The organism is Actinoplanes sp. NPDC049668 (genome assembly GCF_044465445.1).
In the GTDB taxonomy this organism is placed as follows: Bacteria; Actinomycetota; Actinomycetes; order Mycobacteriales; family Micromonosporaceae; genus Actinoplanes.
The window spans coordinates 796,224-821,435 of record NZ_JBITLR010000001.1 but is presented as its reverse complement, the minus strand read 5'-3'; the positions used below and the strand labels follow the sequence as shown (position 1 = coordinate 821,435).

Annotated in this window: 25 protein-coding genes; 4 read left to right on the top strand and 21 right to left on the bottom strand. The window is 71.5% G+C overall.

Annotated features, from left to right (window positions below; translation table 11 throughout):
* Window positions 1-178 precede the first annotated feature (178 nt).
* A complete protein-coding gene (locus ACIBSW_RS03780) occupies window positions 179-541 on the bottom strand; it encodes a PH domain-containing protein (protein ID WP_354717311.1) in 363 nt (120 codons plus the stop codon).
* A 10-nt stretch (window positions 542-551) separates the two neighbouring features.
* Window positions 552-863 (bottom strand): pterin dehydratase, encoded by a 312-nt coding sequence (locus ACIBSW_RS03775; protein ID WP_184989288.1) that lies wholly within the window; start codon window positions 861-863, stop codon window positions 552-554.
* 182 nt (window positions 864-1,045) lie between these two features.
* Here ACIBSW_RS03775 and ACIBSW_RS03770 point away from each other — a divergent pair, with 182 nt between their 5' ends.
* Window positions 1,046-1,492 (top strand): (deoxy)nucleoside triphosphate pyrophosphohydrolase, encoded by a 447-nt coding sequence (locus ACIBSW_RS03770; RefSeq protein ID WP_354717308.1) that lies wholly within the window; start codon window positions 1,046-1,048, stop codon window positions 1,490-1,492.
* On the opposite strand, the gene ACIBSW_RS03765 is transcribed toward ACIBSW_RS03770, so the two are convergent.
* Both ACIBSW_RS03765 and ACIBSW_RS03760 read right to left on the bottom strand, forming a co-directional pair.
* Window positions 1,469-3,001: a long-chain fatty acid--CoA ligase gene (locus ACIBSW_RS03765; RefSeq protein ID WP_354717306.1), complete on the bottom strand. Its 1,533-nt coding sequence runs from the start codon at window positions 2,999-3,001 to the stop codon at window positions 1,469-1,471. The two genes, ACIBSW_RS03770 and ACIBSW_RS03765, sit on opposite strands and share 24 nt — an antisense overlap.
* Window positions 3,002-3,035: 34 nt before the next feature.
* The gene (locus ACIBSW_RS03760) at window positions 3,036-4,208 is read right to left on the bottom strand and encodes an acyl-CoA dehydrogenase family protein (RefSeq protein WP_354717304.1); all 1,173 of its coding nucleotides are present in this window, start codon (window positions 4,206-4,208) and stop codon (window positions 3,036-3,038) included.
* 54 nt (window positions 4,209-4,262) lie between these two features.
* On the opposite strand from ACIBSW_RS03760, the gene ACIBSW_RS03755 reads away from it, so the two are divergent.
* The 3 genes from ACIBSW_RS03755 to ACIBSW_RS03745 are packed head-to-tail and all read left to right on the top strand — an operon-like array spanning window position 4,263 to window position 7,389.
* Window positions 4,263-4,910, top strand: coding sequence for a TetR/AcrR family transcriptional regulator (locus ACIBSW_RS03755; protein ID WP_354717302.1), 648 nt, complete (start codon window positions 4,263-4,265; stop codon window positions 4,908-4,910).
* Window positions 4,907-6,307, top strand: a complete 1,401-nt coding sequence (locus ACIBSW_RS03750; RefSeq protein WP_404799207.1) for an aldehyde dehydrogenase family protein — start codon at window positions 4,907-4,909, stop codon at window positions 6,305-6,307. Before ACIBSW_RS03755 ends, ACIBSW_RS03750 begins: the two co-directional genes overlap by 4 nt.
* 8 nt (window positions 6,308-6,315) lie before the next feature.
* Entirely contained in the window at window positions 6,316-7,389 is a 1,074-nt protein-coding gene (locus ACIBSW_RS03745) for an alcohol dehydrogenase catalytic domain-containing protein (RefSeq protein WP_404799250.1), read from the top strand.
* A gap of 4 nt (window positions 7,390-7,393) precedes the next feature.
* Here the strand turns inward: ACIBSW_RS03745 and ACIBSW_RS03740 are convergent, their stop codons facing one another.
* From ACIBSW_RS03740 to ACIBSW_RS03660, 17 genes are all read right to left on the bottom strand, one after another.
* On the bottom strand, window positions 7,394-7,996 hold the full coding sequence (locus ACIBSW_RS03740) for a TetR/AcrR family transcriptional regulator (RefSeq protein ID WP_354722952.1): 603 nt from the start codon (window positions 7,994-7,996) through the stop codon (window positions 7,394-7,396).
* The gene (locus ACIBSW_RS03735) at window positions 7,996-9,201 is read right to left on the bottom strand and encodes an acyl-CoA dehydrogenase family protein (protein ID WP_354722950.1); all 1,206 of its coding nucleotides are present in this window, start codon (window positions 9,199-9,201) and stop codon (window positions 7,996-7,998) included. The genes ACIBSW_RS03740 and ACIBSW_RS03735 overlap by 1 nt, the downstream gene beginning before the upstream one ends.
* On the bottom strand, window positions 9,201-10,208 hold the full coding sequence (locus ACIBSW_RS03730) for a phosphotransferase family protein (protein WP_354722948.1): 1,008 nt from the start codon (window positions 10,206-10,208) through the stop codon (window positions 9,201-9,203). Before ACIBSW_RS03730 ends, ACIBSW_RS03735 begins: the two co-directional genes overlap by 1 nt.
* Entirely contained in the window at window positions 10,205-10,978 is a 774-nt protein-coding gene (locus ACIBSW_RS03725) for an SDR family oxidoreductase (protein WP_354722964.1), read from the bottom strand. Before ACIBSW_RS03725 ends, ACIBSW_RS03730 begins: the two co-directional genes overlap by 4 nt.
* The gene (locus ACIBSW_RS03720; protein WP_354722946.1) at window positions 10,978-11,733 is read right to left on the bottom strand and encodes an SDR family oxidoreductase; all 756 of its coding nucleotides are present in this window, start codon (window positions 11,731-11,733) and stop codon (window positions 10,978-10,980) included. Before ACIBSW_RS03720 ends, ACIBSW_RS03725 begins: the two co-directional genes overlap by 1 nt.
* A gap of 128 nt (window positions 11,734-11,861) precedes the next feature.
* A complete protein-coding gene (locus ACIBSW_RS03715) occupies window positions 11,862-13,136 on the bottom strand; it encodes an ABC transporter substrate-binding protein (protein WP_354722944.1) in 1,275 nt (424 codons plus the stop codon).
* Window positions 13,133-14,179 (bottom strand): branched-chain amino acid ABC transporter permease, encoded by a 1,047-nt coding sequence (locus ACIBSW_RS03710; protein WP_354722942.1) that lies wholly within the window; start codon window positions 14,177-14,179, stop codon window positions 13,133-13,135. Before ACIBSW_RS03710 ends, ACIBSW_RS03715 begins: the two co-directional genes overlap by 4 nt.
* Window positions 14,180-14,234: 55 nt before the next feature.
* On the bottom strand, window positions 14,235-15,113 hold the full coding sequence (locus ACIBSW_RS03705) for a branched-chain amino acid ABC transporter permease (protein ID WP_354722940.1): 879 nt from the start codon (window positions 15,111-15,113) through the stop codon (window positions 14,235-14,237).
* Window positions 15,114-15,125: 12 nt separating this feature from the next.
* Window positions 15,126-15,842 carry an ABC transporter ATP-binding protein gene (locus ACIBSW_RS03700; protein WP_184989335.1) on the bottom strand — a complete coding sequence of 239 codons (717 nt, stop codon included), beginning with the start codon at window positions 15,840-15,842 and terminating at the stop codon, window positions 15,126-15,128.
* Window positions 15,843-15,897: 55 nt separating this feature from the next.
* The gene (locus ACIBSW_RS03695; RefSeq protein ID WP_354722962.1) at window positions 15,898-16,617 is read right to left on the bottom strand and encodes an ABC transporter ATP-binding protein; all 720 of its coding nucleotides are present in this window, start codon (window positions 16,615-16,617) and stop codon (window positions 15,898-15,900) included.
* A 213-nt stretch (window positions 16,618-16,830) separates the two neighbouring features.
* Window positions 16,831-17,445, bottom strand: coding sequence for an alpha-ketoglutarate-dependent dioxygenase AlkB (locus tag ACIBSW_RS03690; RefSeq protein ID WP_354722960.1), 615 nt, complete (start codon window positions 17,443-17,445; stop codon window positions 16,831-16,833).
* Between the two features lie 94 nt (window positions 17,446-17,539).
* Window positions 17,540-18,526 carry a succinate dehydrogenase/fumarate reductase iron-sulfur subunit gene (locus tag ACIBSW_RS03685; RefSeq protein WP_354722937.1) on the bottom strand — a complete coding sequence of 329 codons (987 nt, stop codon included), beginning with the start codon at window positions 18,524-18,526 and terminating at the stop codon, window positions 17,540-17,542.
* Window positions 18,526-20,436, bottom strand: a complete 1,911-nt coding sequence (locus tag ACIBSW_RS03680; protein ID WP_354722935.1) for a fumarate reductase/succinate dehydrogenase flavoprotein subunit — start codon at window positions 20,434-20,436, stop codon at window positions 18,526-18,528. The genes ACIBSW_RS03685 and ACIBSW_RS03680 overlap by 1 nt, the downstream gene beginning before the upstream one ends.
* Window positions 20,437-20,446: 10 nt before the next feature.
* Window positions 20,447-21,250: a hypothetical protein gene (locus tag ACIBSW_RS03675; RefSeq protein ID WP_354722933.1), complete on the bottom strand. Its 804-nt coding sequence runs from the start codon at window positions 21,248-21,250 to the stop codon at window positions 20,447-20,449.
* A gap of 148 nt (window positions 21,251-21,398) precedes the next feature.
* Window positions 21,399-22,049: a hypothetical protein gene (locus tag ACIBSW_RS03670; RefSeq protein WP_354722931.1), complete on the bottom strand. Its 651-nt coding sequence runs from the start codon at window positions 22,047-22,049 to the stop codon at window positions 21,399-21,401.
* A 320-nt stretch (window positions 22,050-22,369) separates the two neighbouring features.
* Entirely contained in the window at window positions 22,370-23,746 is a 1,377-nt protein-coding gene (locus tag ACIBSW_RS03665) for a metallopeptidase TldD-related protein (protein ID WP_354722929.1), read from the bottom strand.
* Complete coding sequence (locus ACIBSW_RS03660) at window positions 23,743-25,185, bottom strand: TldD/PmbA family protein (RefSeq protein ID WP_354722927.1); 1,443 nt, start codon at window positions 25,183-25,185, stop codon at window positions 23,743-23,745. The genes ACIBSW_RS03665 and ACIBSW_RS03660 overlap by 4 nt, the downstream gene beginning before the upstream one ends.
* Between the last annotated feature and the right edge of the window lie 27 nt (window positions 25,186-25,212).

Here is a 25,212-nt window from a genome sequence, read left to right as displayed (position 1 = left end):
CGGGGATGATCTCGCCACCTGTTACTTGCATGTAACAGTGTGCAAACGTTAGTAACTTACGCCGCGACTGTCCATACTTTCGTCCGTCCTGCTTGGACTTTTGTTCATCGCGCAAGAAGCTCGGCCCGCAGCCCGGGACAAAGCGGGCGTGCGGGCCGGAAGGGCGCGGCGGGGCGGTTTACGAGATGTAGTGCAGGATCACGTTGTGGGCGTGCTGGGTCTTCTCCGTGCCACGGAACTCGACCTCGTAGCTGTGCGTGCCGACCGTGATCGCGATGGTGCCGGTCGAGAAGAACTGACCGGCCCAGCTCTTGTTGCTGACGACGCTGACGCTGCTCACCTTGGAGTACGGGATGCTGGTGATCGCGACGCGCTTGCCGATGAACGATCGGTCCTGGATGATCACGCGGCGGGTGGTGAGCCCGAGGAAGCCGGTGCCGGCGCCGACCGCGTCGTACACCGCGATGATCTGCTCACCCTCGAGCAGACCGCTCGCGATCTGATCGAGCTGGCCCTTGCTGTCGTAAATGGGTGCCGTCATGCTCGAAAGGCTACTGGGGCCCGACCACCGTGCGGTACGCATCCTCGATCCGGGCCGCGAGGGTGACCTCACCGTCGGTGATGGCCACGCCGTCCGGCGCGCCGAGCAGGATCTGCGTGTGACCGTCCATGCGCCGGATGCTGGGGCGCAGGCGCAGCGTGTCGGCGGCGACCTTGATCCGTTCGGTCAGGGCGGCGTGCTGGCTGTCGTCGCAGGCGAGCACGCGCTTGAGCTGGACGCCGTCACGGGTCCAGCCGCCGAGCACCGCGAGGGCATCGCTCAAGTAGTCGGAGCGGATGCCGCGTGTTTTCCTGCCCCGCATGGCCCACCTCCCTGGCGTCGTTGCCGGCTTGTGGCCAAACTGTCGCCGTGTCGTCATGGTCGGTGCCACACAGTCTTGCCTTCCCCGTCAACTATGTCCACGCCCACATATCCGTGTTCTCGTGACGATCGGGACGGCTCGGGCAACCTGATCGGGCAAGTTTTGTGGCACGCTCTTGGCTCATGCGTCACGAACACCACGTCAGCGGCCGGACGTCACCCAGAGTGATTGTCGCGGCAGTGATCGTGATCGATGGACGGGTGCTCGCCTGCGAGCGCTCCGCACCGCCTGAGGCCGCCGGGCGCTGGGAGTTCCCGGGCGGCAAGGTCGAGCCCGGCGAGACCGACGCGCAGGCGCTGGCCCGGGAGTGCGCCGAGGAGCTCGGCGTGCGGGTCCGGGTGGACGCCCGGGTGGGCCCGGACGTCCCCCTGGCGCACGGCCGCGCCGTCCTGCGGGTCTACGCGGTGACGCTGCTGAACGGCGACCGGCCGCGCGCCCTCGAGCACTCGGCGATGCGCTGGCTGTCCGCCGGCGAGCTGGACAGCGTCCCGTGGCTGCCGGCGGACAAGCCGATCGTGGCGGAGCTGCCCGGGCTGCTGGCCTCCCTAAGATCCGAAGGTCTTGCGTAGCTCGCGCTTGAGGACCTTGAAGCTGGGCCCCATCGGCAGGGCGTCGACGAACCGGACCTGGCGCGGGTACTTGTGCCGGCCCAGCCGCTCCTTCGACCAGTCGATGAGCTCCTGCTCGGTGACGCCGTCGGGGCCCGCCACCACGACGGCGCAGATCTCCTCGCCGTGCACCTCGTCGGGCACCCCGATCACGGCGACCTGCACCACGGCCGGGTGCCGGGCCAGGGCCTCCTCCACCTCGCGCGGGTAGACGTTGAAGCCGCCCCGGATGACCAGGTCCTTCTTGCGGTCGACGATCGTGATGAAGCCCTCGGCGTCCTTGACGCCCAGGTCGCCGCTGCGGAACCAGCCGTCGACCACCGCCGCCGCGGTCTCCTCGGGCCGGTTCAGATAGCCCGCGAAGACGTTGTGGCCGCGGATCACGATCTCGCCGAGCTCACCGACCGGCAGCAGCTCGATGCGCTCGTCGACCTCGGCCCGGGCGATCTCCACCTCGACGCCCCAGATCGGGTGCCCGATCGAGCCCGCGCGGGTGCCGAAGGCGGGCTGATTGGTGGTCGCCGTCGGCGACGTCTCGGACAGGCCGTAGCCCTCGAAGACCGTCGAGCGGAAGAGCCCGCTGAACCGCTCGAGCACGGCGACCGGCAGTGACGCCCCGCCTGATACACAGAGTCGCAGCTCGGGAAGTTTGTCCGCTTTCGCCGCCGCCTCGAGCAGGCCGATGTACATCGTCGGCACGCCGTGGAAGACGGTCACCCGCTCGCGGACCATCAGGTCGATCGCCGCCTCGCCGGTGAAGCGGGCCAGCAGCACGAGGGTTCCGCCCAGCCGGAAGGTGCCGTTCATGCCGACGGTCTGGCCGTAGGTGTGGAACAGCGGCAGGCAGCCGAGGACCACGTCGTCCTCGCGCGCGTCGTTCGCGTCGAAGATGTTCACCGTCGCGTTCATGACCAGGTTGAGGTGAGTCAGCAGGGCGCCCTTCGGCTCGCCCGTGGTGCCGCTGGTGTAGAAGACCACCGCGACGTCCTCGGCCTCGCGGCTCACGTAGGTCGGCAGCGGGGCCACGGCGGCCGCGGCCTCCTCCAGCCGCGGCGGCGCGCCGGCCACGCCGGGCGGCACGCCGACGCTCACCAGCCGGACGCCGGCCAGCTCCGCGGCGGCGGCCGCCGTCTGCAGCTGGCTGGCGTGCGCCACCAGCACGTCGGCGCCGCTGTCGCGCAGCACGTACGCCATCTCGTCCGCGGTCAGCAGCAGGTGGACCGGGACGAGGCGCGCGCCGACCGCGAGCGCGCCGAAGTAGGCCCGCGGGAAGTCGGCCACGTTGGGGACCAGGATGGCGACGGTGTCGCCCGGACCGACGCCGAACTCCCGCAGGCCCGCGGCGTAGGCCAGGGACTGCTGCCAGAGCTCCCGGTAGGTGATCCGGTCGTCGCGATCGACGAGCGCGATCTTGTCCGGATACCGCCGCGCGCCCTCGGCCAGGATCGCGGCCAGCGACAACATGGTCATGCCGTGCCCTCCTCGCTGCGCTCGATGCAGTCGGTCATGCCAGGTGCCCGCCTATCTTGGTGTAGCCGCGCAGCAGGTCGCGGGAGATGATCAGTCGCTGCATCTCGTCGGTGCCCTCGTAGATGCGCATCAGCCGGACCTGCCGGTACCAGCGCTCGATCGGCAGCTCGCGGGTGTAGCCCATGCCGCCGTGAATCTGCATCACCCGGTCGACGACGTTGTTGACCATGTTGGCGCCGTAGAGCTTCGCCATCGAGGACGCGTGCCGCGGGTCCTCGCCCTGGTCGACGGTCCACGCGGCCCGCAGGATGAGCCACCGGGCCGCCTCGAGCTCCACCTCGGAGTCGGCGATCATCCACTGGATCGCCTGGTTGGTGCTGATCGTGGTGCCGAACGTCTCGCGGGTGTTCGCGTACTCGATCGCCATGCCGAGTGCCCGCTCGGCGATGCCGAGCGCGCCCGACGGGATCAGGTAGCGGCCCTTGCCGATCCACTTCATGCCCAGCTCGAAGCCCTGGCCGATCTCGCCGAGGATGTTGCGGGCGGGCACTCGCACGTTGTCGAAGATCAGCGAGGCCGGGCCGCCCTCGCCCATGGTCTGGATGAACTCGGAGCGCCAGCCCATCTCGCGGTCGACCAGGAACGCGGTCGTGCCGCCGCCGCGGACGCCCTTCTCCCGGTCGGTGACCGCGACGACGATCACGAAGTCGGCGTCGTTGCCGTTCGTGATGAACGTCTTCTCCCCGTTCAGGATCCAGTCGTCGCCGTCGCGCCGGGCGCTGAGCTTGATGTTCGCCGCGTCGGAGCCGGCGCCCGGCTCGGTGATGGCGAAGCAGGAGATCCGGTCGCCCTCGATCGTCGGGATCAGGTACTCGGCTTTTTGCTCGTCGTTGGCGTGATACAGGATGTTGTCGGCCTCGCCACCGAACTTGAACTGCACGAACGTGCGGCCGAGCTCGGTCCAGATCAGCGACTGGAGGACCGCCGGGAGGTCCATGCCGCCGTACTGCTCGGGGGTCGACAGGCCCCAGAAGCCGAACTTCTTCGCCTTGAGTTGCAGCTCGCGCAGCTCGCTGTGCTCGAGCCCGGGCTGGTGTGCCCGCTCGCGTCGCAGCGCCTCCTGCTCGAGCGGCATGACCTCGCGGGTGATGAATGTCCGGGCGGTCTCACGAACCGCCCTCTCCTCGTCGCTGAGTGAAAAGTCCACGTGATAAAACTAGCGGTGTAAGTTTTGTGCCGTCCAGAGTTTCAGGAGCGTTAAATGGCCCGGCCCCGGCAAACGCTGCTCACCCGCGAGCGGATCGTGCAGGTGGCGGGCGCCCTGGTCGACACCGAAGGGCTCGACGCGGTCTCGGTCCGGCGGCTCGCCACCGAGCTCGGCGTCGCCGGGCCCTCGCTCTACAACCACTTCGCGACCAAGGCGGAGATCCTGGACGCCGTCGCCGACGCGGTCGTCGCGCAGGTCGACGTCTCCTACTTCCAGGACCAGCACTGGAGCGAGGCGCTGCGGCTCTGGGCGCACTCGTACCACGCGGTGCTCTCCGCGCACCCGAACATCGTCCCGGTCCTCGCGCACGGCCCCGGCCGCCGGCCCGCGGCGCTGGCCATGGCCGATACCGTCTACGGCGGACTCATCGCGGCCGGCTGGCCGCCCGGCCGCGCCACCCACATCGGCGCCCTGATGCGTTATCTCGTGACGGGCGCGGCGCTCGGCTCGTTCGCCCTAGGCTTCGACGAGGATCCCGAGCTGTATCAGGAGCGCTACCCGCATCTGCGCAACGCACACCTGCTGGCCGAGCGGCGGCAGAGCGTCGACGAGGGTGCGTTCGCCCTCGGCCTGGAAACCGTGCTCGCCGGCCTGGAACTGAAGAAGGCCGGCCTGGACTCGCTGAAAGGGAGCCTGACATGAGCCTCTCGCGCGACACGATCTACGTCGGCGGCGCCTGGACGCCGCCGGCGTCCGGGGACACCATCCCGGTCGAGAACCCGGCGACCGAGGAGATCCTGGGCCACGTGCCCGCCGGCGGCGCCGCGGACGTCGACCGGGCCGTCGCGGCCGCGCGCCGGGCGTTCCCCGGCTGGGCGGAGACCTCGATGGCCGAGCGCGGCGCCGTGCTCGGCAAGCTGCACGAGTCGCTCGCCGCCCGGGCGGGCGACATCGCCCGCACCGTCGGGCTCGAGCTGGGCGCGCCGCTCAAGATCGCGAAGGCGGTCCAGGCGGGACTGCCGCTCACGGTGCTCCGGGGGTACGCCGACCTGGCGGCCGAGCCGGTACGCGAGGAGACGATCGGCAACTCGCTGGTCGTGCACGAGCCGGTGGGCGTCGTCGGCGCGATCACGCCGTGGAACTACCCGCTGCACCAGGTCGTCGCCAAGGTGGCCGCCGCGCTCGCCGCCGGCTGCACCGTGGTGCTCAAGCCGAGCGAGCTGACGCCGCTGGTGGCGTACCTGCTGCTCGACGCCGCGGACGAGGCCGGGCTCCCGCCCGGCGTGCTCAACCTGGTGACCGGGACCGGGCCGGTCGTCGGCGCCGCGATCGCCGGGCACCCGGACGTCGACATGGTGTCGTTCACCGGCTCGACGGCGACCGGCCGGGCGATCAGCCACGCCGCGGCCGACCGGATCGCCCGGGTGTCGCTGGAGCTGGGCGGCAAGTCCGCCAACGTGATCCTCGAGGACGCCGACCTGACCAGGGCGGTCAAGGTCGGCGTCGGCAACGCCCTGCTGAACTCCGGCCAGACCTGCACGGCGTGGACGCGCATGCTGGTGCATCGCAGCCGCTACCCGGAGGCCGTCGAGATCGCCGCCGCTGCCACCGCCGCCTACTCGACGGGCGACCCGTTCGACGAGGCCACCCGGCTCGGCCCGCTGGTATCGGCGGCGCAGCGCGAGCGGGTCCGCGGCTTCATCGCCCGGGCCGGCGCCCGGCAGGTGGCCGGCGACGCCGCGGTGCCGGACCGGGGCTACTTCGTCGCGCCGACCGTCTTCGCCGACGTCGACCCGACCAGCGAGCTGGCGCAGGAGGAGATCTTCGGCCCGGTGCTGTCGATCATGCCGTTCGACACCGACGACCACGCGGTGGAGATCGCCAACAACTCGCGGTACGGCCTGGCCGGCGGCGTCTGGGGCAGCGAGGACCGGGCGATGGCGGTGGCCCGGCGGATGCGCACCGGCGGGGTCGACGTCAACGGCGGCTCGTTCAACCCGGCCGCGCCGTTCGGCGGCTACAAGCAGTCCGGCCTCGGCCGGGAACTGGGGCCGTACGGCCTCGCCGAATTCCAGCAGACGAAGGCGATTCAGCGGTGACCCCATACATGCAAGGCCTGGTGGTTCGGGACAAGGGCGCGACGCCGACGGTCGAGGAGCTGCGCCTGCCCGAGGTCGGGCCCGGCCAGGTCCGGGTCCGGATCAAGGCGGCCGGGGTCTGCCACTCGGACCTGTCCATGGTTAACGGCACGCTGAGCCCGCCGCACCCGCTGGTGCTGGGCCACGAGGCGGCCGGCGAGGTGGTCGAGGCCGGCGCGGGGGTGACCCGGGTGCGCGCCGGCACGCACGTCGCGCTGAACTGGGCGCCGCCCTGCCGGGCCTGCTGGTTCTGCACGCACGACGAGCCGTGGCTGTGCGCGGCGGCGAACGTGGCGGCGCTGGAGAACGGCATCACCCTCGACGGCAGCCCGGTGCACGTGACGCTCGGGCTCGGCGCGTTCGCCGAGCAGGTCGTGGTGCCGGAGAAGGCCGTCATCGCCGTACCGGACGAGCTGGCCTGGGAGAGCGCGGCGCTGCTCGGATGTGCGGTCCTGACCGGCACCGGCGCGGTGCGCAACACCGCGCGGGTGGCGGCGGGCTCGTCCGTCGTGGTGATCGGCCTCGGCGGAGTCGGCCTGTCGGTGGTCTCGGCGGCCCGGGCGGCCGGGGCCGCGGCGGTCATCGCGGTCGACGTGTCGGCGGCGAAGAAGGCACTGGCGGAGGCGGCCGGCGCGACGGACTTCGTGGTCTCCTCGGAGAACCTGTCGAAGGACGTCCGGGCGCTCACCTCGCGGCTCGGCGCGGACCACACGTTCGAGTGCGTGGGGCGCGCGGCGACGATCCGGGCGGCCTGGCGCACGACCCGCCGGGGCGGCCAGGTGACGGTCGTCGGCATGGGCGGCGCGGACGACATGGTGGAGCTGAGCGCGCTGGACATCTTCAACAGCGCCCGTACGCTGCGCGCGTCGGTGTACGGCTCGTCCGACCCGGACCGTGAAGTGCCGGAGCTGGCGCAGGACGTGATGTCCGGTGCCCTCAACCTGGACCACCTGATCACCGACCGCATCACCCTGGCCGACGTCCCGGCGGCCTTCGACCGCATGTCCCGCGGCGAGGGCGCCCGCTCGGTGGTGATCTTCTAGGCGGTCAGTCCCGCGGCGCGGTCAGCAGGGCGGTGATCGTGCAGGTCAGCACCGCCCGGGCGGCCTCCGGCTCCATGCCCATCGCGTCGCGCAGGGTGCCCCAGGTCGGCCACATGCTCACCGCCGTGAGCGCCGCGAGCAGGGTCTCGTCGTCGCCGATCTCGCGGGCGAAGAGCTCGCTCAGCTCCGCGCGGACCCGCTCGACGTGGCTGCGGCGGTAGCTCTGCAGCGCGGGGGAGAACGGCTCCTTCAGCGACGAGGCCTTGGCCGCGGGCGCCACCTGCTCCACCAGGCGCGCCCGCTGATGGCAGTAGGCATCGATCCGCGCCTTCAGCGGCAGGTCCGTCGGTATCGGCTCGTGCGCCTCGTCGCGCTGCTGCAGTATCCGTTCGCCGCTGGCGGTGAAGAGCGCCTCCATGTCGGCGAAGTGGCTCCACAGCGCGCGCAGCGAGACGCCGGCCTGCTTGGCGATGCGGTCCGCCGTCGGCCGCAGGTCGCCGCCGAGGATCAGGGCGACGTGCGCCTCGACGATGGCGTTGCGGGTGCGCTCCGACCGGGCCGTGCGGCCGTCGATGCGTTGCGCGGGGCGTGGGGAGGTGGCCGGCATCAGGTTCTCCGATAGCGGTTGAGCTCGCGGTGTGCCAGCGAGCGCTTGTGTACCTCGTCCGGGCCGTCCGCCAGCCGCAGCGTGCGGGCCTGCGACCAGAGGCGGGCCAGCGGGGTGTCTTGGCCGACGCCCGCGGCGCCGTGCGCCTGGATCGCCTTGTCGACGATCCACTCGGTGGTGGCCGGAACGATGATCTTAATGGCCTGGATCTCGGTGTGCGCGCCCTTGTTGCCGACGGTGTCCATCAGCCAGGCGGCCTTGAGCACCAGCAGGCGGGCCTGCTCGATGCGGACCCGGGACTCCGCGATCCAGTCCTGGACCACGCCCTGCTCGGACAGCGACTTGCCGAACGTCGTGCGGACCAGCGATCGCCGGCACATCAGCTCGAGGGCCCGCTCGGCCATGCCGATCAGGCGCATGCAGTGGTGGATCCGGCCCGGCCCGAGCCGGGCCTGGGAGATGGCGAAGCCGGAGCCCTCCTCGCCGATCAGGTTGGTGGCCGGCACCCGGACGTTGTCGAAGATCATCTCGGCGTGGCCGCCGTGGTCGCCGTCGTCGTAGCCGAAGACCGTCATGCCGCGCTTGACGGTCAGGCCCGGGGTGTCGCGGGGTACCAGGATCATGCTCTGCTGCACGTGCCGGGCGGCGTCCGGATCGGTCTTGCCCATCACGATGAAGATCCCGCAGTTCGGGTTCATCGCGCCGGAGATGTAGAACTTGCGGCCGTTGATCACGTAGTCGTCGCCGTCGCGGGCGATCCGGGTGCCGATGTTCGTCGCGTCGGAGGAGGCCACCTGCGGCTCGGTCATCGCGAACGCCGACCGCATGGTGCCGTCCAGCAGCGGCCGCAGCCAGCGCTCCCGCTGCTCGGCGCTGCCGAACTGGGCCAGCACCTCCATGTTGCCGGTGTCCGGTGCGGCGCAGTTCAGCGCGGGCGGTGCGATCGCCGGGCTGCGGCCGGTGAGCTCGGCCAGGGGCGCGTACTGCAGGTTGGTCAGGCCGGCGCCGTGCTCACCGGGCAGGAAGAGGTTCCACAGGCCGGCGAGCTTCGCCTGCGCCTGCAGCGTGGTGATGATCCGCGGCGGCGACCAGTCGTTCGCGTACTCCTCGTCGAAGGTGGCCTCGGCGGGGTAGACGTACTCGTCCATGAAGGCGAGGAGCCGCTTGCGGTAGTCCTCGGTCTTCTCGTCGAACGCGAAGTCCATCAGTTTCCCTCCCGGGCCGTGTCCAGGTACTCGTGTCCCTGTGCCACCAGCGGCGCGACCATCGCGCCGACCGTGTCGAACCCCGCTCCGACGGTCTGGCCCTGAACGTACCGGTAGTGCACGCCCTCGAGGATCACCGCCAGCTTGAACGCCGCGAAGGCCACGTACCAGTGCAGGTCGGAGACGTCGCGGCCGGAGCGCTTCGCGTAGCGCTCGGCCATCTCGTCGAGGCTCGGATGCCCCGGTACGGAGATCGGCGTACGCGGCTCGCCGTCCTTGGTCAGCAGCGGGCGCCCGGCGTAGACGAGCATCAGCGCGATGTCGCTGAGCGGGTCGCCCAGCGTCGACATCTCCCAGTCCAGCACCGCCCTGATCTCCAGCCCCGGGCCGATCAGCACGTTGTCGAGCCGGTAGTCGCCGTGCACCACCGCGCCCGCGCCGTCCGGGATCCGCACGGCCAGCCGGGCGTGCAGCTCCTCGATGCCCGGCACGTCGCGGCTGCGGGACGCGTCGAGCTGCTTCTTCCAGCGGCGGACCTGGCGCTCGTTGAAGCCCTCCGGGCGGCCGAATTCGGCGAGCCCGATCTCGGCCGGGTCGAGGGCGTGCAGGTCGGCGAGGGTGTCCACGAGGGAGAGCGTCAGCTCGCGCATCGCGGCCGGGCCCAGCGCCTCGAGCGCCTCGACGTCGCGGTAGATGGCGCCGTCGACGTACTCCATCAGGTAGAAGGGCGCGCCGATGACGTCCGGGTCGGTGCAGATCAGCACCGGCCGCGGCGCCGGGAACCCGGCCGCGGAGAGCGCGGCGAGGACCCGGTGCTCGCGGGACATGTCGTGCGCGGTCGGCAGGACGTGGCCCAGCGGCGGGCGGCGCAGCACCCAGCGTTCGGTGCCGTCGCTGACCGCGTAGGTGAGGTTGGACCGGCCGCCGGCGAACATGGTCGCGGCCAGCTCACCGGAGCCGAGGTACGCCCGCAACCTCTCCAGGTCGAGTCCGCGCGGCCCGCTCATGCGATTCCCGCCGTGTCGAAGCTTCGCTGGATCTTGTTCATTCCGCCGAGCCAGCGGTCCGGGTCGCTCGCCCGGCGCCGGTAGTACTCGGCCACCTCGGGGTGCGGCAGGACCAGGAAGCTGTCGCCCTCCAGCGCCTCGGCCACCACGGCCGCCACCTCGGCGGGGTCCATGGCGGTCGCGGCGAGCTGCGCCTTGCTGGCGCTGTCCCGGCCGCCGGTCAGCATGTCGGTGCGCACGCCCTGCGGGCAGAGCGCCTGCACGGTGATGCCGCGGTGTGCGTACGTCGCGCGCAGCCACTCCGCGAAGCCCAGCGCCGCGTGCTTGGTGACCGAGTACGGCGCGCTGCCGAGCAGGGTCAGCAGCCCGGCCGCGGAGACGGTGAGCAGCAGGCGCCCGCCGCCGTTCTCCAGCCAGCGGGGCAGCATCGCGCGGGCCACGTACACATGGGACATGACGTTGACCCGCCAGGCCCGCTCCCAGTCGGCGTCGCCCGCGTCGGCCGAGCCGGGCGACAGCATGCCGGCGTTGGCGCAGAACAGGTCGCAGCCGCCGAGCTCCTCCCAGGCGGCGTCGGCGAGCCGGCGCACGTCCGCCTCGTTGCCGGCGTCGCCCGGCACCGCTAGGCCGCCGATCTCGGCGGCGACGGCCTGCGCCGCCGCCGGGTCCAGGTCGTTGACGACCACCCGTGCGCCGTCGGCGGCGAACCGGCGGGCCAGCGCCGCGCCGATGCCGCCGCCAGCCCCGGTGACTACCACTCGCTGCGGGATCACACGCCCGCTCCCGTCAACGTGATGCCGCCGTCGATGACGACGGTCTGGCCGGTGATCCAGGCCGCGTCCGGCGAGCAGAGGAACGCGACGGCGCCGGCCACGTCCTCGGGCGCGCCGAGCCGGCCCAGCGGATAGGTCGCCGCGACCTGCTCCTCCCGGCCCTCGTAGAGCGCGGCGGCGAAGCGGGTCTTGACGACCGCCGGCGCGACGGCGTTGACCCGCACCTTCGGCGCCAGCTCGACGGCCAGCTCCTCGGTCAGGTGGATGAGCGCGGCCTTGGTGACGCCGTAGAAGGCGATGCCCGGCGCGGGCCGCAGGCCGGAGATCGACGAGATGTTCACGATCGAGCCGCCGGTCTCGTCCAGGCCGCCGCGCAGCGCCTCCTGCACCCAGCCCAGCGTGCCGAGCACGTTGACGTCGAACATCTTGCGCGCGGCGCCCAGCTCGAGCGTGCCGAGCGGCCCGTACGCCGGGTTGATGCCGATGTTGTTGATCAGCGTGGTGACCGGGCCGAACGTGCCGAGCACCGTGTCGATCACGGCGGTCCGGTGCGCGGGATCGTCGCCCTTGCCGGCGACGCCGATGGCAACGGCGGGCCCGCCGAGGTCCTTGACCGCGGTCTCCAGGGCGCCGGCGTCCCGTCCCGTGATGCACACCCTGGCGCCCTCGGCGACGAAGCGTTGCGCGATGGCGAACCCGATTCCTCGGCTTGCCCCGGTCACGATCGCCACAGCACCCGAAAGCTTCGACATCCGGTCAAGACCCCCAAAGAAGATGAACATGTACGTGCGGCGCGAATACTGACGGGTAGCCGCCCTCGCCGCCAACCCTGCATCTGTTGACGGCGAGTCGCAACCGTTTCTCTTGCCTTGCCGGTGTGCTACGAAGCGGCCGGAATCCCGTTCTGCGGCGGCGTCGCGGCCTGCGCCGAGTACGCCGCGACCGGCCCGTCGAGGTTGTCGGTCTCGTACGGCGTGCCGAAGTACGCCTGCTTACCGCCCTCGACCTTGCTCAGCTGCTCCCCGCCGTACCCGGAATGGTTGTCGGCCGAGAAGCGCAGCGGAGCGTTGGCCGGGCCCTGGAATCCGCCCTTCTCCACCGCCGCGATGATCCCCTCCCGGGTCAGGTCCTTCCCGGCCGCCTGCAGGCTCTGCACGAAGAGGTAGCCGACGGACATGCCGTAGACGATGTTGTTGTCGAACTCGGCGTTGCCGTTGTGCTGCGCGTTCACCTTCTTGAAGAGCTGGATCCACGGGTTGGCGTCGTCGGTGCTCATGGGCAGGTAGTTGGCCGAGATCAGGCCCTCGGTCAGCGGCGTCGCCGCGCCCAGCTGCTTGGAGAGCGTGCGCAGGTCGGCGCCGACCTGCGAGACCACGAACTGCGGCTTGAAGCCGATCTTGGCGGCGGTGCCCAGGCTCAGCGCGGTGAAGCCGGGCACCGTCGCCAGCATGACCACCTGGCAGCCGGCCTGCTTGAGCGCGCCCATCTGCGGGCCGACGTTCGGGTTGCTGGTGACGTACGACTGCTTCGCGGCGACCGGGCCGAGCACCTTCTCGATGCCGGCCAGGCTGTCGCGGCCGAAGTCGTCGTCCTGGCCGAGGAAGCAGACCTTCTTGCCGGGCTGGGTCTCCTTGACGTGCGAGGCGAGGATCTTGCCTTCCACGGTGTAGTCGGGGTTGAAGCCGAACGTGCCCGGATACTTGTCCGGCTGGTTCCAGCTGCGGCTGCCCGAGGCGACGAAGAGGTCGGGCACCCGGTTGGTCTTGAGGAAGTCGAGCACGCCGGTGTGGGTCGGCGTGCCGAGGCCGTTCAGGATCGCGAAGACCTTGTCCTGCAGGACGAGCTCGCGGACCACCTGCTGGGTGTTCGCCGGGTTGTACTGGTCGTCCATGATCTTGTAGCTGATCTTCCGGCCATGCACGCCACCGCTCGCGTTCACGAAGTCGAAGTACGCCTTGGTGGCCGGCGCGATCTTCGAGTAACCGGCCGCGGCCGGGCCGGTCAGCGGCATGTGCGTGCCGACGAGGACGTCCGTCGCGGTCACGCCGGGAACACTGCCGCCGCCACTGCTGCCGCCCGTTCCGTCGTCGCTGCAACCCGCTGTTGCGGCGGCGAACAGGGTAATCGCGGCGAGCGCGGACCAAGTACGTCTCATGCCTTTCTCCTTCTGGGTTTGAGGGATGCGATTCCGCCGGGGGCGGCGAGCATGACGACGATCAACGTGATGCCGAAGAGCGCCAGCGGCAGATTCCCCTCGAGCCGCTGCGCGACCGCCGGTGACACGTCGATCGAGTCGGTGACCGAATGGGTCAGTGCGGGGAGCGCGACCAGCAGGACCGCGCCCCAGACCGCGCCGGCCAGGCTGCCGAGCCCGCCGATCACGATCGCCATCACGAGGAACAGGGAGAGCGACAGCGGGAACGCGCCCGGCGAGACGCTCTGTGCGAGCACCGCGAAGAGCGCGCCGCCGAGGCCGGCGCAGGCCGCGCTCACCACGAACGCCAGGACCTGGGTGCGCGCGACGTTCACGCCGGCGATGCGGGCGGCGGCCTCGTCATCGCGTACGGCGCGCAGCGACCGGCCGAACCGGCCGCGGACCAGCGTCGCCAGCACGAACATGGTGAGCAGCGCGCCCGTCCAGGCCAGCCACGCCTGCCAGCGCTCGTACGGGAACGTCGCGCCGAGCGCGAGCGGCGGCGGTTCGACGTAGACGGACAGGCCCTGGTCGCTGTTGAAGGTCTTGTCGAAGGTGCTGGTGATGGCCGGCACCACCACGGCCACGGCCAGCGTGAGCCCGGCCAGGTACGGGCCGCGCAGCCGCGCCGCCGCCAGCCCGACGATCCCGCCGGCGACGGTGGTCACCAGGATCGCGGCGACGACCGAGACCAGCAGCGTCCACTGCCCCTGCCCCGCCATCCGCTCCTGAAGCAGCGCGACCGTGTACGCCCCGGTCGCCATCAGCGCGCCGTGCCCGAGCGACAGCTGCCCGTTGAGCCCGGTGAGCACGGTCAGCCCGGCCGTGACGCAGAGGTAGGCGCCGACCGTCGCGAGCTGGTAGTTGCGAAAGGGCGGTAGGACATAGGTCAGCGCGACGATCAGCACCGCGCCGGCCAGCGTCCACAGCAGGTACCGGGTCCTCCGCCTTGTCTCGGGTGCCCGCCGCCCGGTACTAACCGCTGGAGCCAGGGTGGCGCTCATGCTGTGCCTGCCTTTCGCATGCGCTTCCGGCCCTCGCTGCGCTCGGTGCAGTCGCTCATGCGACCCTCGCCGCCGACCGGGAGAAGAGGCCGCCGGGGCGGCCGAGGAGCACGACGACGAGCAGCAGCAGGACGGCGATCGGCGCGACGGTCGCGCCGAGGTAGCCGCTGACGTAGGAGAGCAGTAGCCCGACGATCAGCCCGCCGACCACCGCGCCGAACGGGCTGTCCAGCCCGCCGACCACGGCCGCGGTGAACGACGAGACGAAGACGATGTCCATCGCGTTCGGATGCAGGCCCAGCTCGGTCGGGATGACGAGCATGCCGGCCAGGGAACCGACCGCCGCCGCCAGCGCCCAGCCGAGCGTGAGCATCCCGCCGACGTTGACGCCGAGCAGCCGCGACACGTCCGGCGCGAACGCCGAGGCCCGCATCCGCAGGCCGACGTTCGTCCGGGTGAACAGCGCCGCCAGCAGGCCGACGACGGCGAACACGGCGGCGAACACGAACAGGTCGAAGCGCGACAGCAGCGCGATCCCGCCGACGTTGAACGCGTCCCGGCTGAACGGCGCGCCGGCCGGGCGGAACTCGTTGCCGTAGGTCATGCCGAGCACGCCCTGGATGACCAGCACCAGGCCGAGCGCGACCACCACGCCGTTGAGCGGGGACGAGTGGTCGACGAACCGCATCACCACCCGCTCGACGGCCGCGCCGAGCAGCAGCCCGCCGGCCACCGCCACCACGAAGCCGAGCCAGTACGAGCCGGTCGCGCCGGCGACCGAGTAGCCGACGTACGCGGTCGCCACCGCCATCGCGCCCTGCGCGAAGTTCACGATCCGGGTGGCCCGCCAGATGAGCACCAGCGCCAGGGCGAACGCGGCGTACACCGCGCCGCGGCCCAGGCCGTCGAACGTCAAGAACACGAACCGGTCCATGGCCCTCCCTTCTCAGAATCCGAGGTATGCGTGTCGCATGTCTTCGTCCTCGCGCAGCGTCGCGGCGTCCGCGCCGGCGACGACCCGGCCCAGCGACATCACGACGCCGGTGTCGGCGACCGACAGCGCGCTGCGCACGTTCTGCTCCACCAGCAGCACGGTCAGGCCGGTCGAGTCCCGCAGGGTGCGCAGCAGGCCCATGATCTGGCCGGTCACCTTCGGGGCCAGGCCGAGCGACGGCTCGTCCAGCAGCAGCAGCCGCGGCCGGCCGACCAGCGCGCGGCCGAGGGCGAGCATCTGCCGCTCGCCGCCGGAGAGCTGGTGGCCGGGGAAGCGGCGGCGGCGGGCGAGCGGCTCGAAGAGGTCGTACACCTCGTCGAGCGCCCGCTTCGCGTCCGCGCGGTCCTTGCGCCACAGGCCGCCGAGGCGCAGGTTCTCGTCGACGGTCAGCTCGGTGACGACCCCGCGGCCCTCCGGCACGTGCGCCACCCCGCGGCGCACCATCTCCTCGACCCGGACCCCGCGCAGGTCCTGGCCGTCGAGCAGGATCCGGCCGCGGGCGGGCCGGAGCAGACCCGAGAGGGTACGCAGCAGCGTCGTCTTCCCCGCGCCGTTCGCACCCAGCACAGCCGTGATGGCACCGGCCGGCACCGCGAGATCCACGTCGTGCAGTACGGGTGCGGCCCCGTACCCGACGGTGACCTGCTCCGCCTCCAGCAACGCGCTCATGCTGGGCCACCTTTCGCATGCGCTTCTGGCCCTTGCTTCGCCGCGGTGCAGGCGCTCATGCTGCGGCACCGAGGTAGGCGTCGGCTACCGCCTCGTTGGTTCGTATCTCCGCCGGGGTGCCGTGCGCGACGGGCTTGCCGAAGTCGAGCACGAGGATCTCGTCGCAGACGGCCATGACCAGGTCCATGTGGTGCTCGACGAGCAGGACGGCGCAGGACAGCCCGGTGATGAGCTCGCCGAGCTGCTCGATCTCGTCGGCGCCCAGGCCGCCGGCCGGCTCGTCCAGCAGCAGCAGGCGTGGCTCGGCGACGAGCGCGCGGGCCAGGGCGACCCGCTTGCGTACCGCGTACGGCAGGCCGCCGGGCAGGGCGTGCGCGTGCTCGGCGACCCCGCAGCGCTCCAGCGTCTCCCGCGCGGAATCGGCCGGCTTGCCCGCGTGCTCCGCGCCGACCATGACGTTCTCGAGGACCGTCATGCCGGCGAACAGGCCGACGCCCTGCAGGGTCCGGGCGATGCCGAGGCGGGCCAGCCGGTGCGGGCGGGGCCGCAGCGGGTACCCGTCGAGGGTGAGCGTGCCGGCGGTCGGCGCCACGAAGCCGCAGACGACGTTGAAGAGGGTGGTCTTGCCGGCGCCGTTGGGGCCGATGACGCCCACCGTCCGGCCGGGTGGGACCCGCAGCGAGACGCCGTCGAGGGCGACGAGGCCACCGAAGCGAACACCGATCTGATGTAGAACGAGCCCTTTGTCGGTCTCGGCTGATTCTGGAGGGGGCATCGTCACCTCGGCATTGAGGGCGGACATTGTCCTAGGTGGAGGATGTGACGCGGGTAACTATTTACACTTGGAGTGTAAGTTCTTGAGACCCGGTGTCAATAGCCCCGAAACATCCAGCTCGATAAAGGTTTCGGGCGCGGGGCCGCGACCGCTCCACGCCTGCGAGGCGTCGTCGGTCATCGATGAATCGGGCTGGCGAGGTGTCTGTGCTGGCTAGGCGACGTCGATCGGGCGGAACTGGACGCTGACCCGGGGGCCGACCGGCCTTGCCGTCTTGGGGATGGCGTGCTCCCAGGTGCGCTGGCAGGAGCCGCCCATCACGATCAGGTCGCCGTGGCCCAGCGGGAGGCGCAGCGTCTCCGCGCCGCCCGCGCGGGGGCGCAGCAGGAGGTTTCGCGGCGAGCCGAAGGAGACGATCGCCACCATGGTGTCCTCGCGGGCGGAGCGGCCGCGGGTGTCGCCGTGCCACGCGACGCTGTCGCGGCCGTCGCGGTAGAGGCACATGCCGGCCGTGACGAATCCCTCGCCCAGCTCGGGCTCGTAGTGTGCCGACAGGCGGTCGCGCGCGTCGGTGAGTGCCGGGTGCGGCAGCGCCTCGCCGGGGCCGTACCACCGGAGCAGGCGGGGGACGTCGACGACGCCGTCATACATCTGGCGGCGCTCGGCGCGCCAGTCGACCGCGGTGAGCAGGGTCTCGAAGACCGGGTCCGAGCCGCTCACCCAGCCCGGCAGCACGTCGACCCAGGCTCCCGCCGTCAGCCGGTGGCGGGCCACGCCGCCGGGTAGTGGCCCGAGCGTGGTCGCGGGGCCGGCCATGAGGTCGAGCATCGACGGCTGGTAGGCGGTCACCCGGACACCCTACGCCGGATTAGCACGCGTGTGCCAAAAAAGGCCCGCCGAAGCGGGCCTTTTCCGGGTGTGCTCAGTCCTTGTCCGGTTCCGGATGGCGGTAGGTGATGCCGCCCTCCGGCAGCGGGAACTCCTGGTCGTCGCCGAACGGCGAGGGGCCGCCGGCGTGCATCGCGACCATCTCGGCGACGTCCAGCCGGCCGTCCACGTTGAGCGGCGGCGGCTCCGCGGGCCGGGCGCCCGAGGGGCCGAGGCCCGCCGCGACGCCGGTGACGCCCGTGCTGGTGCTCTGCGCGGTCGACGTCTTCTCCAGCTGGTCCCGCCGGAAGATCTTGCGGCCGAGCCAGACCAGCGGGTCGTAGCGGCGGTCCACGACCCGTTCCTTCATCGGGATGATCGCGTTATCCGTGATCTTGATGTGCTCGGGGCAGACCTCGGTGCAGCACTTGGTGATGTTGCAGTAGCCGAGGCCCTGGCTGGCCTGCGCGTACTCCTTGCGGTCGCCGCGGTCGTCCAGCGGGTGCATGTCCAGCTCGGCCGCGCGGATGAAGTAGCGCGGGCCGGAGAACGCCGCCTTGTTCTCCTCGTGGTCGCGGACCACGTGGCAGGTGTTCTGGCAGAGGAAGCACTCGATGCACTTGCGGAACTCCTGCGAGCGCTCCACGTCGACCTGCTGCATCCGGTAGTCGCCGGGCTTGACGTCCGGCGGCGGCGCGAACGCGGGGGTCTCGCGGGCCTTCTCGTAGTTGAACGAGACGTCCGTGACCAGGTCGCGGATGATCGGGAAGGCCCGCAGCGGGGTGATCGTGACGGTCTCGTCCTCCTCGAAGGTGGACATCCGCGTCATGCAGCCCAGCCGCGGCTTCCCGTTGATCTCCATCGAGCAGGAGCCGCACTTGCCGGCCTTGCAGTTCCAGCGGCAGGCCAGATCCGGCGTCTGCGTCGCCTGCAGCCGGTGGATGATGTCGAGGACGACCTCGCCCTCGTTCACCTCGACGTCGAAGTCCTGGATCTCACCGCCCGACGAGTCGCCCCGCCATACCCGAAAGTGACGCTCCATTACTTCGCCTCCCCGACTACGTCGTCGTACTCGGCCAGTTCCTCGTCCGTCAGATACTTCGAGAGCTCGGTGCGGTCGAAGAGCTTGATCAGCTCGTCGCGCATCTTCGGCACCGGCTTGCGCTCGAGGTGCACGTCGCCGTTGTCGTCCAGCGAGCAGACCAGGTTGATCAGCCGCCACTGCGGGTTCATCTTGGGGTGGTCCTCGCGGGTGTGGCCGCCGCGCGACTCCTCGCGCTCCAGCGCCGCCTTCGCGGTGCACTCCGAGACGACGAGCATGTTGCGCAGGTCCAGCGCCAGGTGCCAGCCCGGGTTGTACAGGCGGCCGCCGGTCGCGCCGACGTTGGCCACCCGCACCTTGAGCTCCTGCAGCCGCTTGAGGGCGTCGGACAGCTCGCCCTCGCGGCGGATGATGCCGACCAGGTCGCCCATCACCACCTGCAGGTCGGCCTGCAGCGTGTACGGGTTCTCGCCGCCCTCCCGGCTCAGCGGGGCGAGCGCGGCGTCCACCGCCGACTCGACGTCGCCGGTCGCCACCTTGGGCCGCTTGGCCAGCGTCTCCGTGTACGCCGCCGCGTGCTCGCCGGCCCGTTTGCCGAAGACCAGCAGGTCGGAGAGCGAGTTGCCGCCGAGCCGGTTGGAGCCGTGCATGCCGCCGGACACCTCGCCGGCCGCGAACAGGCCCTGCACGTGGCCGAACGCCGCCGCCGAGTCCGGGTCGACCTCGACGCCGCCCATCACGTAGTGACAGGTCGGGCCGACCTCCATCGGCTCCTTGGTGATGTCGACGTCCGCCAGCTCCTTGAACTGGTGGTACATCGACGGCAGCCGCCGCTGCACCTCCTCGGCCGGCAGCCGGCTGGCGATGTCGAGCAGCACGCCGCCCGCCTTCGTGCCGCGACCGGCCTTCACCTCGCTGTTGATCGCCCGGGCGACCTCGTCGCGGGGGAGCAGCTCGGGCGGGCGCCGATTGTTGTCCGGGTCCTTGTACCAGCGGTCCGCCTCCTCGGCGGTCTCCGCGTACTGCCGGCGGAAGACGTCCGGGACGTAGTCGAACATGAACCGCTTGCCGTCGGAGTTCTTCAGGATGCCGCCGTCGCCGCGCACCGACTCGGTGACCAGGATGCCCTTGACGCTGGGCGGCCAGACCATGCCGGTCGGGTGGAACTGCAGGAACTCCATGTTGATCAGCGTCGCGCCGGCCCGCAGGGCGAGCGCGTGGCCGTCGCCGGTGTACTCCCACGAGTTCGAGGTGACCTTGTAGGAGCGGCCGACGCCGCCGGTGGCGAGCACGATCGCCGGCGCCTCCAGCAGGATGAACTCGCCCGACTCGCGGTAGTAGCCGAACGCGCCGGCCACCTTGTCGCCGTCGAGCAGCAGCTCGGTGATCGTGGTCTCGGAGAAGACCCGGATCCGCGCGTCGTAGTTGCCGGTCTCCGCGAAGTCCTCCTGCTGCAGCGAGACGATCTTCTGCTGCAGGGTGCGGATCAGCTCGAGGCCGGTGCGGTCGCCGACGTGCGCGAGCCGCGGGTACTCGTGGCCGCCGAAGTTGCGCTGGGAGATCTTGCCGTCCTTGGTGCGGTCGAAGAGCGCACCGTAGGTCTCCAGCTCCCAGATGCGGTCCGGCGCCTCCTTGGCGTGCAGCTCGGCCATCCGGAAGTTGTTCAGGAACTTGCCGCCGCGCATGGTGTCACCGAAGTGCACCATCCAGTTGTCCTTGCTGTTCACGTTGCCCATGGCGGCGGCCGCGCCGCCCTCGGCCATGACCGTGTGCGCCTTGCCGAAGAGCGACTTCGAGATGATCGCGGTGCGCTTGCCGGCGAGTCGGGCCTCGATGGCCGCCCGCAGCCCGGCGCCACCGGCGCCGATGACGACGACGTCGTAGTGGTGTCGTTCGATTCGGGTTGTCATTGGGGGCCCTCTAGTTGATGAAGCGCAGGTCGGGCCACCAGCCCGCCGCCAGCGCCATGATGTAGAAGTCGGTCAGCGCGAGGGTGCCGAGCGTGATCCAGGCGAGTGCCATGTGCCGGGTGTTGAGCTTCGACACGAACGTCCAGAAGCGGTACCGCACCGGGTGCTTCGAGAAGTGCTTCAGCCGCCCGCCGGCGATGTGCCGGCAGGAGTGACAGGACAACGTGTACGCCCAGAGCATCACCACGTTGACGACCAGGATGATGTTGCCCAGCCCGAAGCCGAACTTGTCACCGGACTGGAACGCGATGACGGCGTCCCAGGTGTTGATGACCGAGATGACGCCGGCGGCGTAGAACGCGTACCGGTGGATGTTCTGGAAGATCAGCGGGAAGCGCGTCTCGCCGGAGTACTTCTCGTGCGCGTCGGGCACGGCACAGGCCGGCGGCGAGAGCCAGAAGGACCGGTAGTACGCCTTGCGGTAGTAGTAGCAGGTGAGGCGGAAGAGCAGCAGGAACGGCAGGGTGAATGCCGCGTCCGGAATGAACCAGGCGCTCGGTAGCGGGGTGCCGAACTCGGCCGCCTCACCGCACCGGTCCGTGATGCACGGTGAGTAGAACGGGGTCAGATAGTGGTAAGCCGGAACGAAGAAGTCCCGGTGCATGAACACCCGGACGGTGGCGTAGGTGACCCACGCGGTAAGTCCTACAAAGGTGACCAGCGGCGGAAACCACCACCGGTCCGTACGCAACGTCTTCGCCGCGATCGCGGCGCGTGCGCGCCCCGGATCCGGCCTCGTTGCCGTCGTCGTCATTGACGTCTCCCTGACAGTGACCTGCGTCTGCCGGCGGGCGCGCCCTGATCCTGTCTGCCCTGTTTCTACCTGTCAGACGGGGTGCATCCGCAATGTGTGGCACACGTTACAGCGAAGGTCAGCTTCGTGGCGTGTAAGGGAAGGCTTACTACAGGTCAGGCGTCGCGAGTCGCCGGATCGCGCCCGCGCAGGGCGCCGGTGACCAGCGGATAAGCTCGTCGGCCACGGAAATCTGATCGCGAGTCTCGGGCGCGACGTAGAACGCCGGGGTACGCGATTTGGCCTGGGCCTCGAGCGCCTCGGCGTAGCTTGTCCGGGCGTCGAGCAGCTGCCGCCAGCCGTCGCCGGCCCGCTGGTCCCGGAGCTGTACAACGTAGATCCGCGTGGCGGCGTTCTCGTCCTGGACGGCCACCGCCCGGGCCTGCGGCGTGGTGGTGGCGCCGGGCGGGACGAGGCGGTTGAGGCGGGTCTCGAGCCCGACGCAGGCGGCGTCCCGGAGCCGCTGGCGCTCCCGGACCCCGGCGGCGTCCTCGCGCAGGTCGGCGACGGTGTCGATCACGGTGAGGCCGCCGACGCAGGTCGCGATGACGATCAGCGCGGCGCCGATCGAGATTCCGGCGATGAAGAGCCGCCGCCGGCGGCGCTTCGTGGTGTTCTCCTCGGGCCCGGCGTCCGCGGCCGCGAGCCTGAAACCGCGGCGGCGGCGAGCGGGTGCGGCATCCGGCCCCTGACCGGCCGCCGGAGCGCCAGACGTCGGCGCGCCGGAGACGGGCGCACCTGAGACGGGTGCACCGGACACCGGCGCACCCGAGGTCGGGGCGGTTGACGCCGGCGCGCCTGAGGTGGGCGTGCTGGGGTCAGGCAGGCTGCTCGCGCCGGCGGGCGGGCCGGTGGTCGGCTCGTCGGCCGGGCGGAACGCGGCCCGATACTCGTCGGGCCGCTGGTCATCCGGCCCGTCATTCATTGATCCAGCGCTCACCGGCCCAGTGAAACACGCCGGTCAATGCTCCGCCCACCACCGACCATCGCGACCGGTCACGGCGATCGGCCAAAGGCAGGCCAGCGGCGGGCAGGTCGGCCGTAGGCAGGCCGTTTGTCCGGCCTGCCTACGGCGGTGGCTCAGCCGGAGGCGTTGCCGGTGAGGTTCCAGGACCTCAGGTGCAGGGCCGGTGCCGTGTAGCGGACCCCGGACCAGCGGTCCGGCATGGACACCGCGTCGGCGCCGAGGCCCAGCACGGCCCCCGGCCCCAGCGCCTGCGGATAGGACTGGGTGAAGCGCATGTTGCCCACCGCCGACGTCACCTCGCCGTCCTCGACCAGCCAGACGCCGTTGCGGGTCAGGCCGGTGATGACCAGGCTCTTCTGGTCGAGCACCCGGGTGTACCAGAAGTCCGTGATGAGCAGGCCGCGCCGCATCCGGGCGACCAGCGCCCGGGCGGACGTCGTCGTCGGGCCGTCGCCGGGCTCGGCGGCCGTGCCGGCGTCCGGACCCGGCGCCAGGCGCGGATTGGCGGCGATCGGGCCCCAGGAGCGGGAGGTCTCGGAGGCGTGGCCGGTCGACGCCGCGCCCGCCTCGGCGGCCGAGGTGCGGTCGTGGCTCACCGCGCTCGTCGTGCCGTCGCGGACCAGCACCAACGCGTCGCGCGGGGTGCCCTCGAGGTCGAAGGGCAGCGTCGCACCGAGCGGCTCGTCGACGATGGTGATCGCGTCGTCGAACTGCCGGGCGCCCAGCTCCGCGAACGACTGGTGCTGGGCGAACGCCTTGCCGTTGAAGCCGAAGGTGGCCAGGTTGCCGAGGATGTCGGCGACCGCCGTCGGCTCGAGGACGACCTCGTAGCGGCCCGGCGGCAGCTCGATCGGGCGGCCACCCGCTCGGGCCTTCGCGGATGCCCTGGCTCCCAGCGCGGCGCCGTCGAGGTCGGTGAGGTTTCCGCTGGCCCGGCGGGCCACGCCGTCCGCGCCGTCGAGGCGGGCGATGCCGTCCATCGCCGCCTCGGCCGCGCGCCCCTGCGCCGCGTGCCCGGCCGTGCTGGCGAAGCCGCCGGAGGAGTAGCTGGTGCGGCAGAAGCCCGCGGTCTCGAGGCCGCCGGCCGCCCGGACGAAGTCACGGACGCGCTCGGCCCGATCCTGCGGGCCGGCCGCCGCGGTCGCCTCGTCGAAGCCGGCCGCCGGGCGCAGCGGCGCGGGCGGCGCGAGTCCGGGCCAGGCGGCGTCCGGCGGCGAGTGGCGTGCCGCGGCGATCGTGCGCTCGACCAGGGAGGTCAGGCCGTCGGCGCCGGTGACCGTCGTCGAGCCGGACGCCGTCCGCCCGTCGAGGTGCAGCCGCAGCCGCACGGTGGTGGTCGCGTCGGCCACGTTCTGGTGGATCGCGGAGTTCGCGAAGCGGGTCAGCGCCTCGGCGGAGTGGTCGGCGAGGACCTCGGCCTCGGCGCCGGCCCCGGCCAGCCGCCGCACCAGCTCGACAACCCGCCCGGCGATGTCGAGCTCGGCGCTCATGCCCGCACCCCCACCCGGACGTTGGTGAAGCGGGCCGGTGCGGCCGGGTGCCCGGTGTGCCCGACCTGGCCGGGCTGGCCCTTGCCGCAGTTGGGCGTGCCCCACGCGATCGACTCCGAGGAGAGCATGTCCATCGACTGCCAGAACTTCGGGCCGATCCCGGTGTAGGTGGGATTGCGCAGCATCCGGCCCCGCCTGCCGTTCTTGATCTCGTAGCCGATCTCGCAGCCGAACTGGAAGTTGAGCCGCCGGTCGTCGATCGACCAGGAGCGGTTGATGTCCATCAGGACGCCGTCGTCGGTCGCCGCGATGATCTCGTCAAGCGTGTGCGGCCCGGGCTCCAGGCCGACGTTGGTCATCCGGACCATCGGCAGCCGCGCCCAGCCGTCGGAGCGCACGCTGCCCGCGTAGTCGAGCCCGGCCATCGCCGCCGAGTCGCGGCCGGCCAGCACGCCGACCCAGCGGCCGCCCCGCACCGCGTCGCGCTTGACCGCCGGGGAGCCCTCGTCGTCGTAGCCGAAGCTGCCGAGCGCGCCCGGGATCGTCGGGTCGATGGTGATGTTCATCAGGTCGGAGCCGTAGCGCAGCGTGCCGAGCTGGTCGAGGTCCAGCCACGAGGTCCCGGCGAAGGCGGCCTCCCAGCCGAGGATGCGGTCGAGCTCGATCGCGTGGCCGACGGACTCGTGGATCTGCAGGGCAAGCTGCTCGCCGCCGAGGATGAGGGTGGTCTCGCCGGACGGGCAGAGCGGCGCGGTGAGCAGGGCGCGGGCCTCGTCGGCCATCCGGGCGGCGTGGTCGGTCAGGGCCAGCTCGTCGACGAGCTCCCAGCCGCGGGTGCCGTACTGACCGCGGTGCGAGGGCCAGGAGCGGCGCTGGATCTCGCCGTCGCCGTACGCGCTGGCGGTGACGCCCGCGCCGCACTCGCGGATGTGCTGATCGATGCGGTGGCCGTCGCTGGAGGCGAACCACTTGCGGGTGTCCCAGATCTGGTAGATGCCCTCGGCCAGGTCGGCGCCGGCGTCGCGTGCGGCGGCGGTGGCCGCCACGAGCAGGTCGCCCTTTACCGACAGGGGCACCGACAGCGGATCGACCTCGCACCCGCTGGCCCAGCTCGCCGTGACGGCGGCGGTCGGGGTCAGGTCGATGGCCGGGCCCGGCACGAGCGCGCTCGCGGCGGCGATCTCCGCGGCCCGGCGGCCGGCCGCGCGGGCGGCGGCGCCGGACAGGTCGGGCACGGCGTAGAAGCCCCAGCTCGAGCCGACCAGCGCGCGCACGCCGATGCCCGCGCTCTCGTCCGAGCTCAGGTCCTCGATGTCGCCGTCGCGGGCGCTCATCGTCTCGGTGCGGCGCAGCATCACCCGCGCGTCCGCGTAGCGCGCCCCGGCGTCGAGCGCGGCCTGCACGGCCGCGCCGGCCTCGTCGAAGTGATCAACACTCATGCCCGAACCCTAGCGGGCGCCTCCGAC

Coding starts and splice junctions, on each gene's coding strand:
- ACIBSW_RS03780 (WP_354717311.1), bottom strand. CDS start 541: ATGACGGCACCCATTTACGACAGCAAGGGCCAGCTCGATCAGATCGCG.
- ACIBSW_RS03775 (WP_184989288.1), bottom strand. CDS start 863: ATGCGGGGCAGGAAAACACGCGGCATCCGCTCCGACTACTTGAGCGAT.
- ACIBSW_RS03770 (WP_354717308.1), top strand. CDS start 1,046: ATGCGTCACGAACACCACGTCAGCGGCCGGACGTCACCCAGAGTGATT.
- ACIBSW_RS03765 (WP_354717306.1), bottom strand. CDS start 3,001: ATGACCATGTTGTCGCTGGCCGCGATCCTGGCCGAGGGCGCGCGGCGG.
- ACIBSW_RS03755 (WP_354717302.1), top strand. CDS start 4,263: ATGGCCCGGCCCCGGCAAACGCTGCTCACCCGCGAGCGGATCGTGCAG.
- ACIBSW_RS03750 (WP_404799207.1), top strand. CDS start 4,907: ATGAGCCTCTCGCGCGACACGATCTACGTCGGCGGCGCCTGGACGCCG.
- ACIBSW_RS03745 (WP_404799250.1), top strand. CDS start 6,316: ATGCAAGGCCTGGTGGTTCGGGACAAGGGCGCGACGCCGACGGTCGAG.
- ACIBSW_RS03740 (WP_354722952.1), bottom strand. CDS start 7,996: ATGCCGGCCACCTCCCCACGCCCCGCGCAACGCATCGACGGCCGCACG.
- ACIBSW_RS03735 (WP_354722950.1), bottom strand. CDS start 9,201: ATGGACTTCGCGTTCGACGAGAAGACCGAGGACTACCGCAAGCGGCTC.
- ACIBSW_RS03730 (WP_354722948.1), bottom strand. CDS start 10,208: ATGAGCGGGCCGCGCGGACTCGACCTGGAGAGGTTGCGGGCGTACCTC.
- ACIBSW_RS03720 (WP_354722946.1), bottom strand. CDS start 11,733: ATGTCGAAGCTTTCGGGTGCTGTGGCGATCGTGACCGGGGCAAGCCGA.
- ACIBSW_RS03715 (WP_354722944.1), bottom strand. CDS start 13,136: ATGAGACGTACTTGGTCCGCGCTCGCCGCGATTACCCTGTTCGCCGCC.
- ACIBSW_RS03710 (WP_354722942.1), bottom strand. CDS start 14,179: ATGAGCGCCACCCTGGCTCCAGCGGTTAGTACCGGGCGGCGGGCACCC.
- ACIBSW_RS03705 (WP_354722940.1), bottom strand. CDS start 15,113: ATGGACCGGTTCGTGTTCTTGACGTTCGACGGCCTGGGCCGCGGCGCG.
- ACIBSW_RS03700 (WP_184989335.1), bottom strand. CDS start 15,842: ATGAGCGCGTTGCTGGAGGCGGAGCAGGTCACCGTCGGGTACGGGGCC.
- ACIBSW_RS03695 (WP_354722962.1), bottom strand. CDS start 16,617: ATGCCCCCTCCAGAATCAGCCGAGACCGACAAAGGGCTCGTTCTACAT.
- ACIBSW_RS03690 (WP_354722960.1), bottom strand. CDS start 17,445: ATGCTCGACCTCATGGCCGGCCCCGCGACCACGCTCGGGCCACTACCC.
- ACIBSW_RS03685 (WP_354722937.1), bottom strand. CDS start 18,526: ATGGAGCGTCACTTTCGGGTATGGCGGGGCGACTCGTCGGGCGGTGAG.
- ACIBSW_RS03680 (WP_354722935.1), bottom strand. CDS start 20,436: ATGACAACCCGAATCGAACGACACCACTACGACGTCGTCGTCATCGGC.
- ACIBSW_RS03675 (WP_354722933.1), bottom strand. CDS start 21,250: ATGACGACGACGGCAACGAGGCCGGATCCGGGGCGCGCACGCGCCGCG.
- ACIBSW_RS03665 (WP_354722929.1), bottom strand. CDS start 23,746: ATGAGCGCCGAGCTCGACATCGCCGGGCGGGTTGTCGAGCTGGTGCGG.
- ACIBSW_RS03660 (WP_354722927.1), bottom strand. CDS start 25,185: ATGAGTGTTGATCACTTCGACGAGGCCGGCGCGGCCGTGCAGGCCGCG.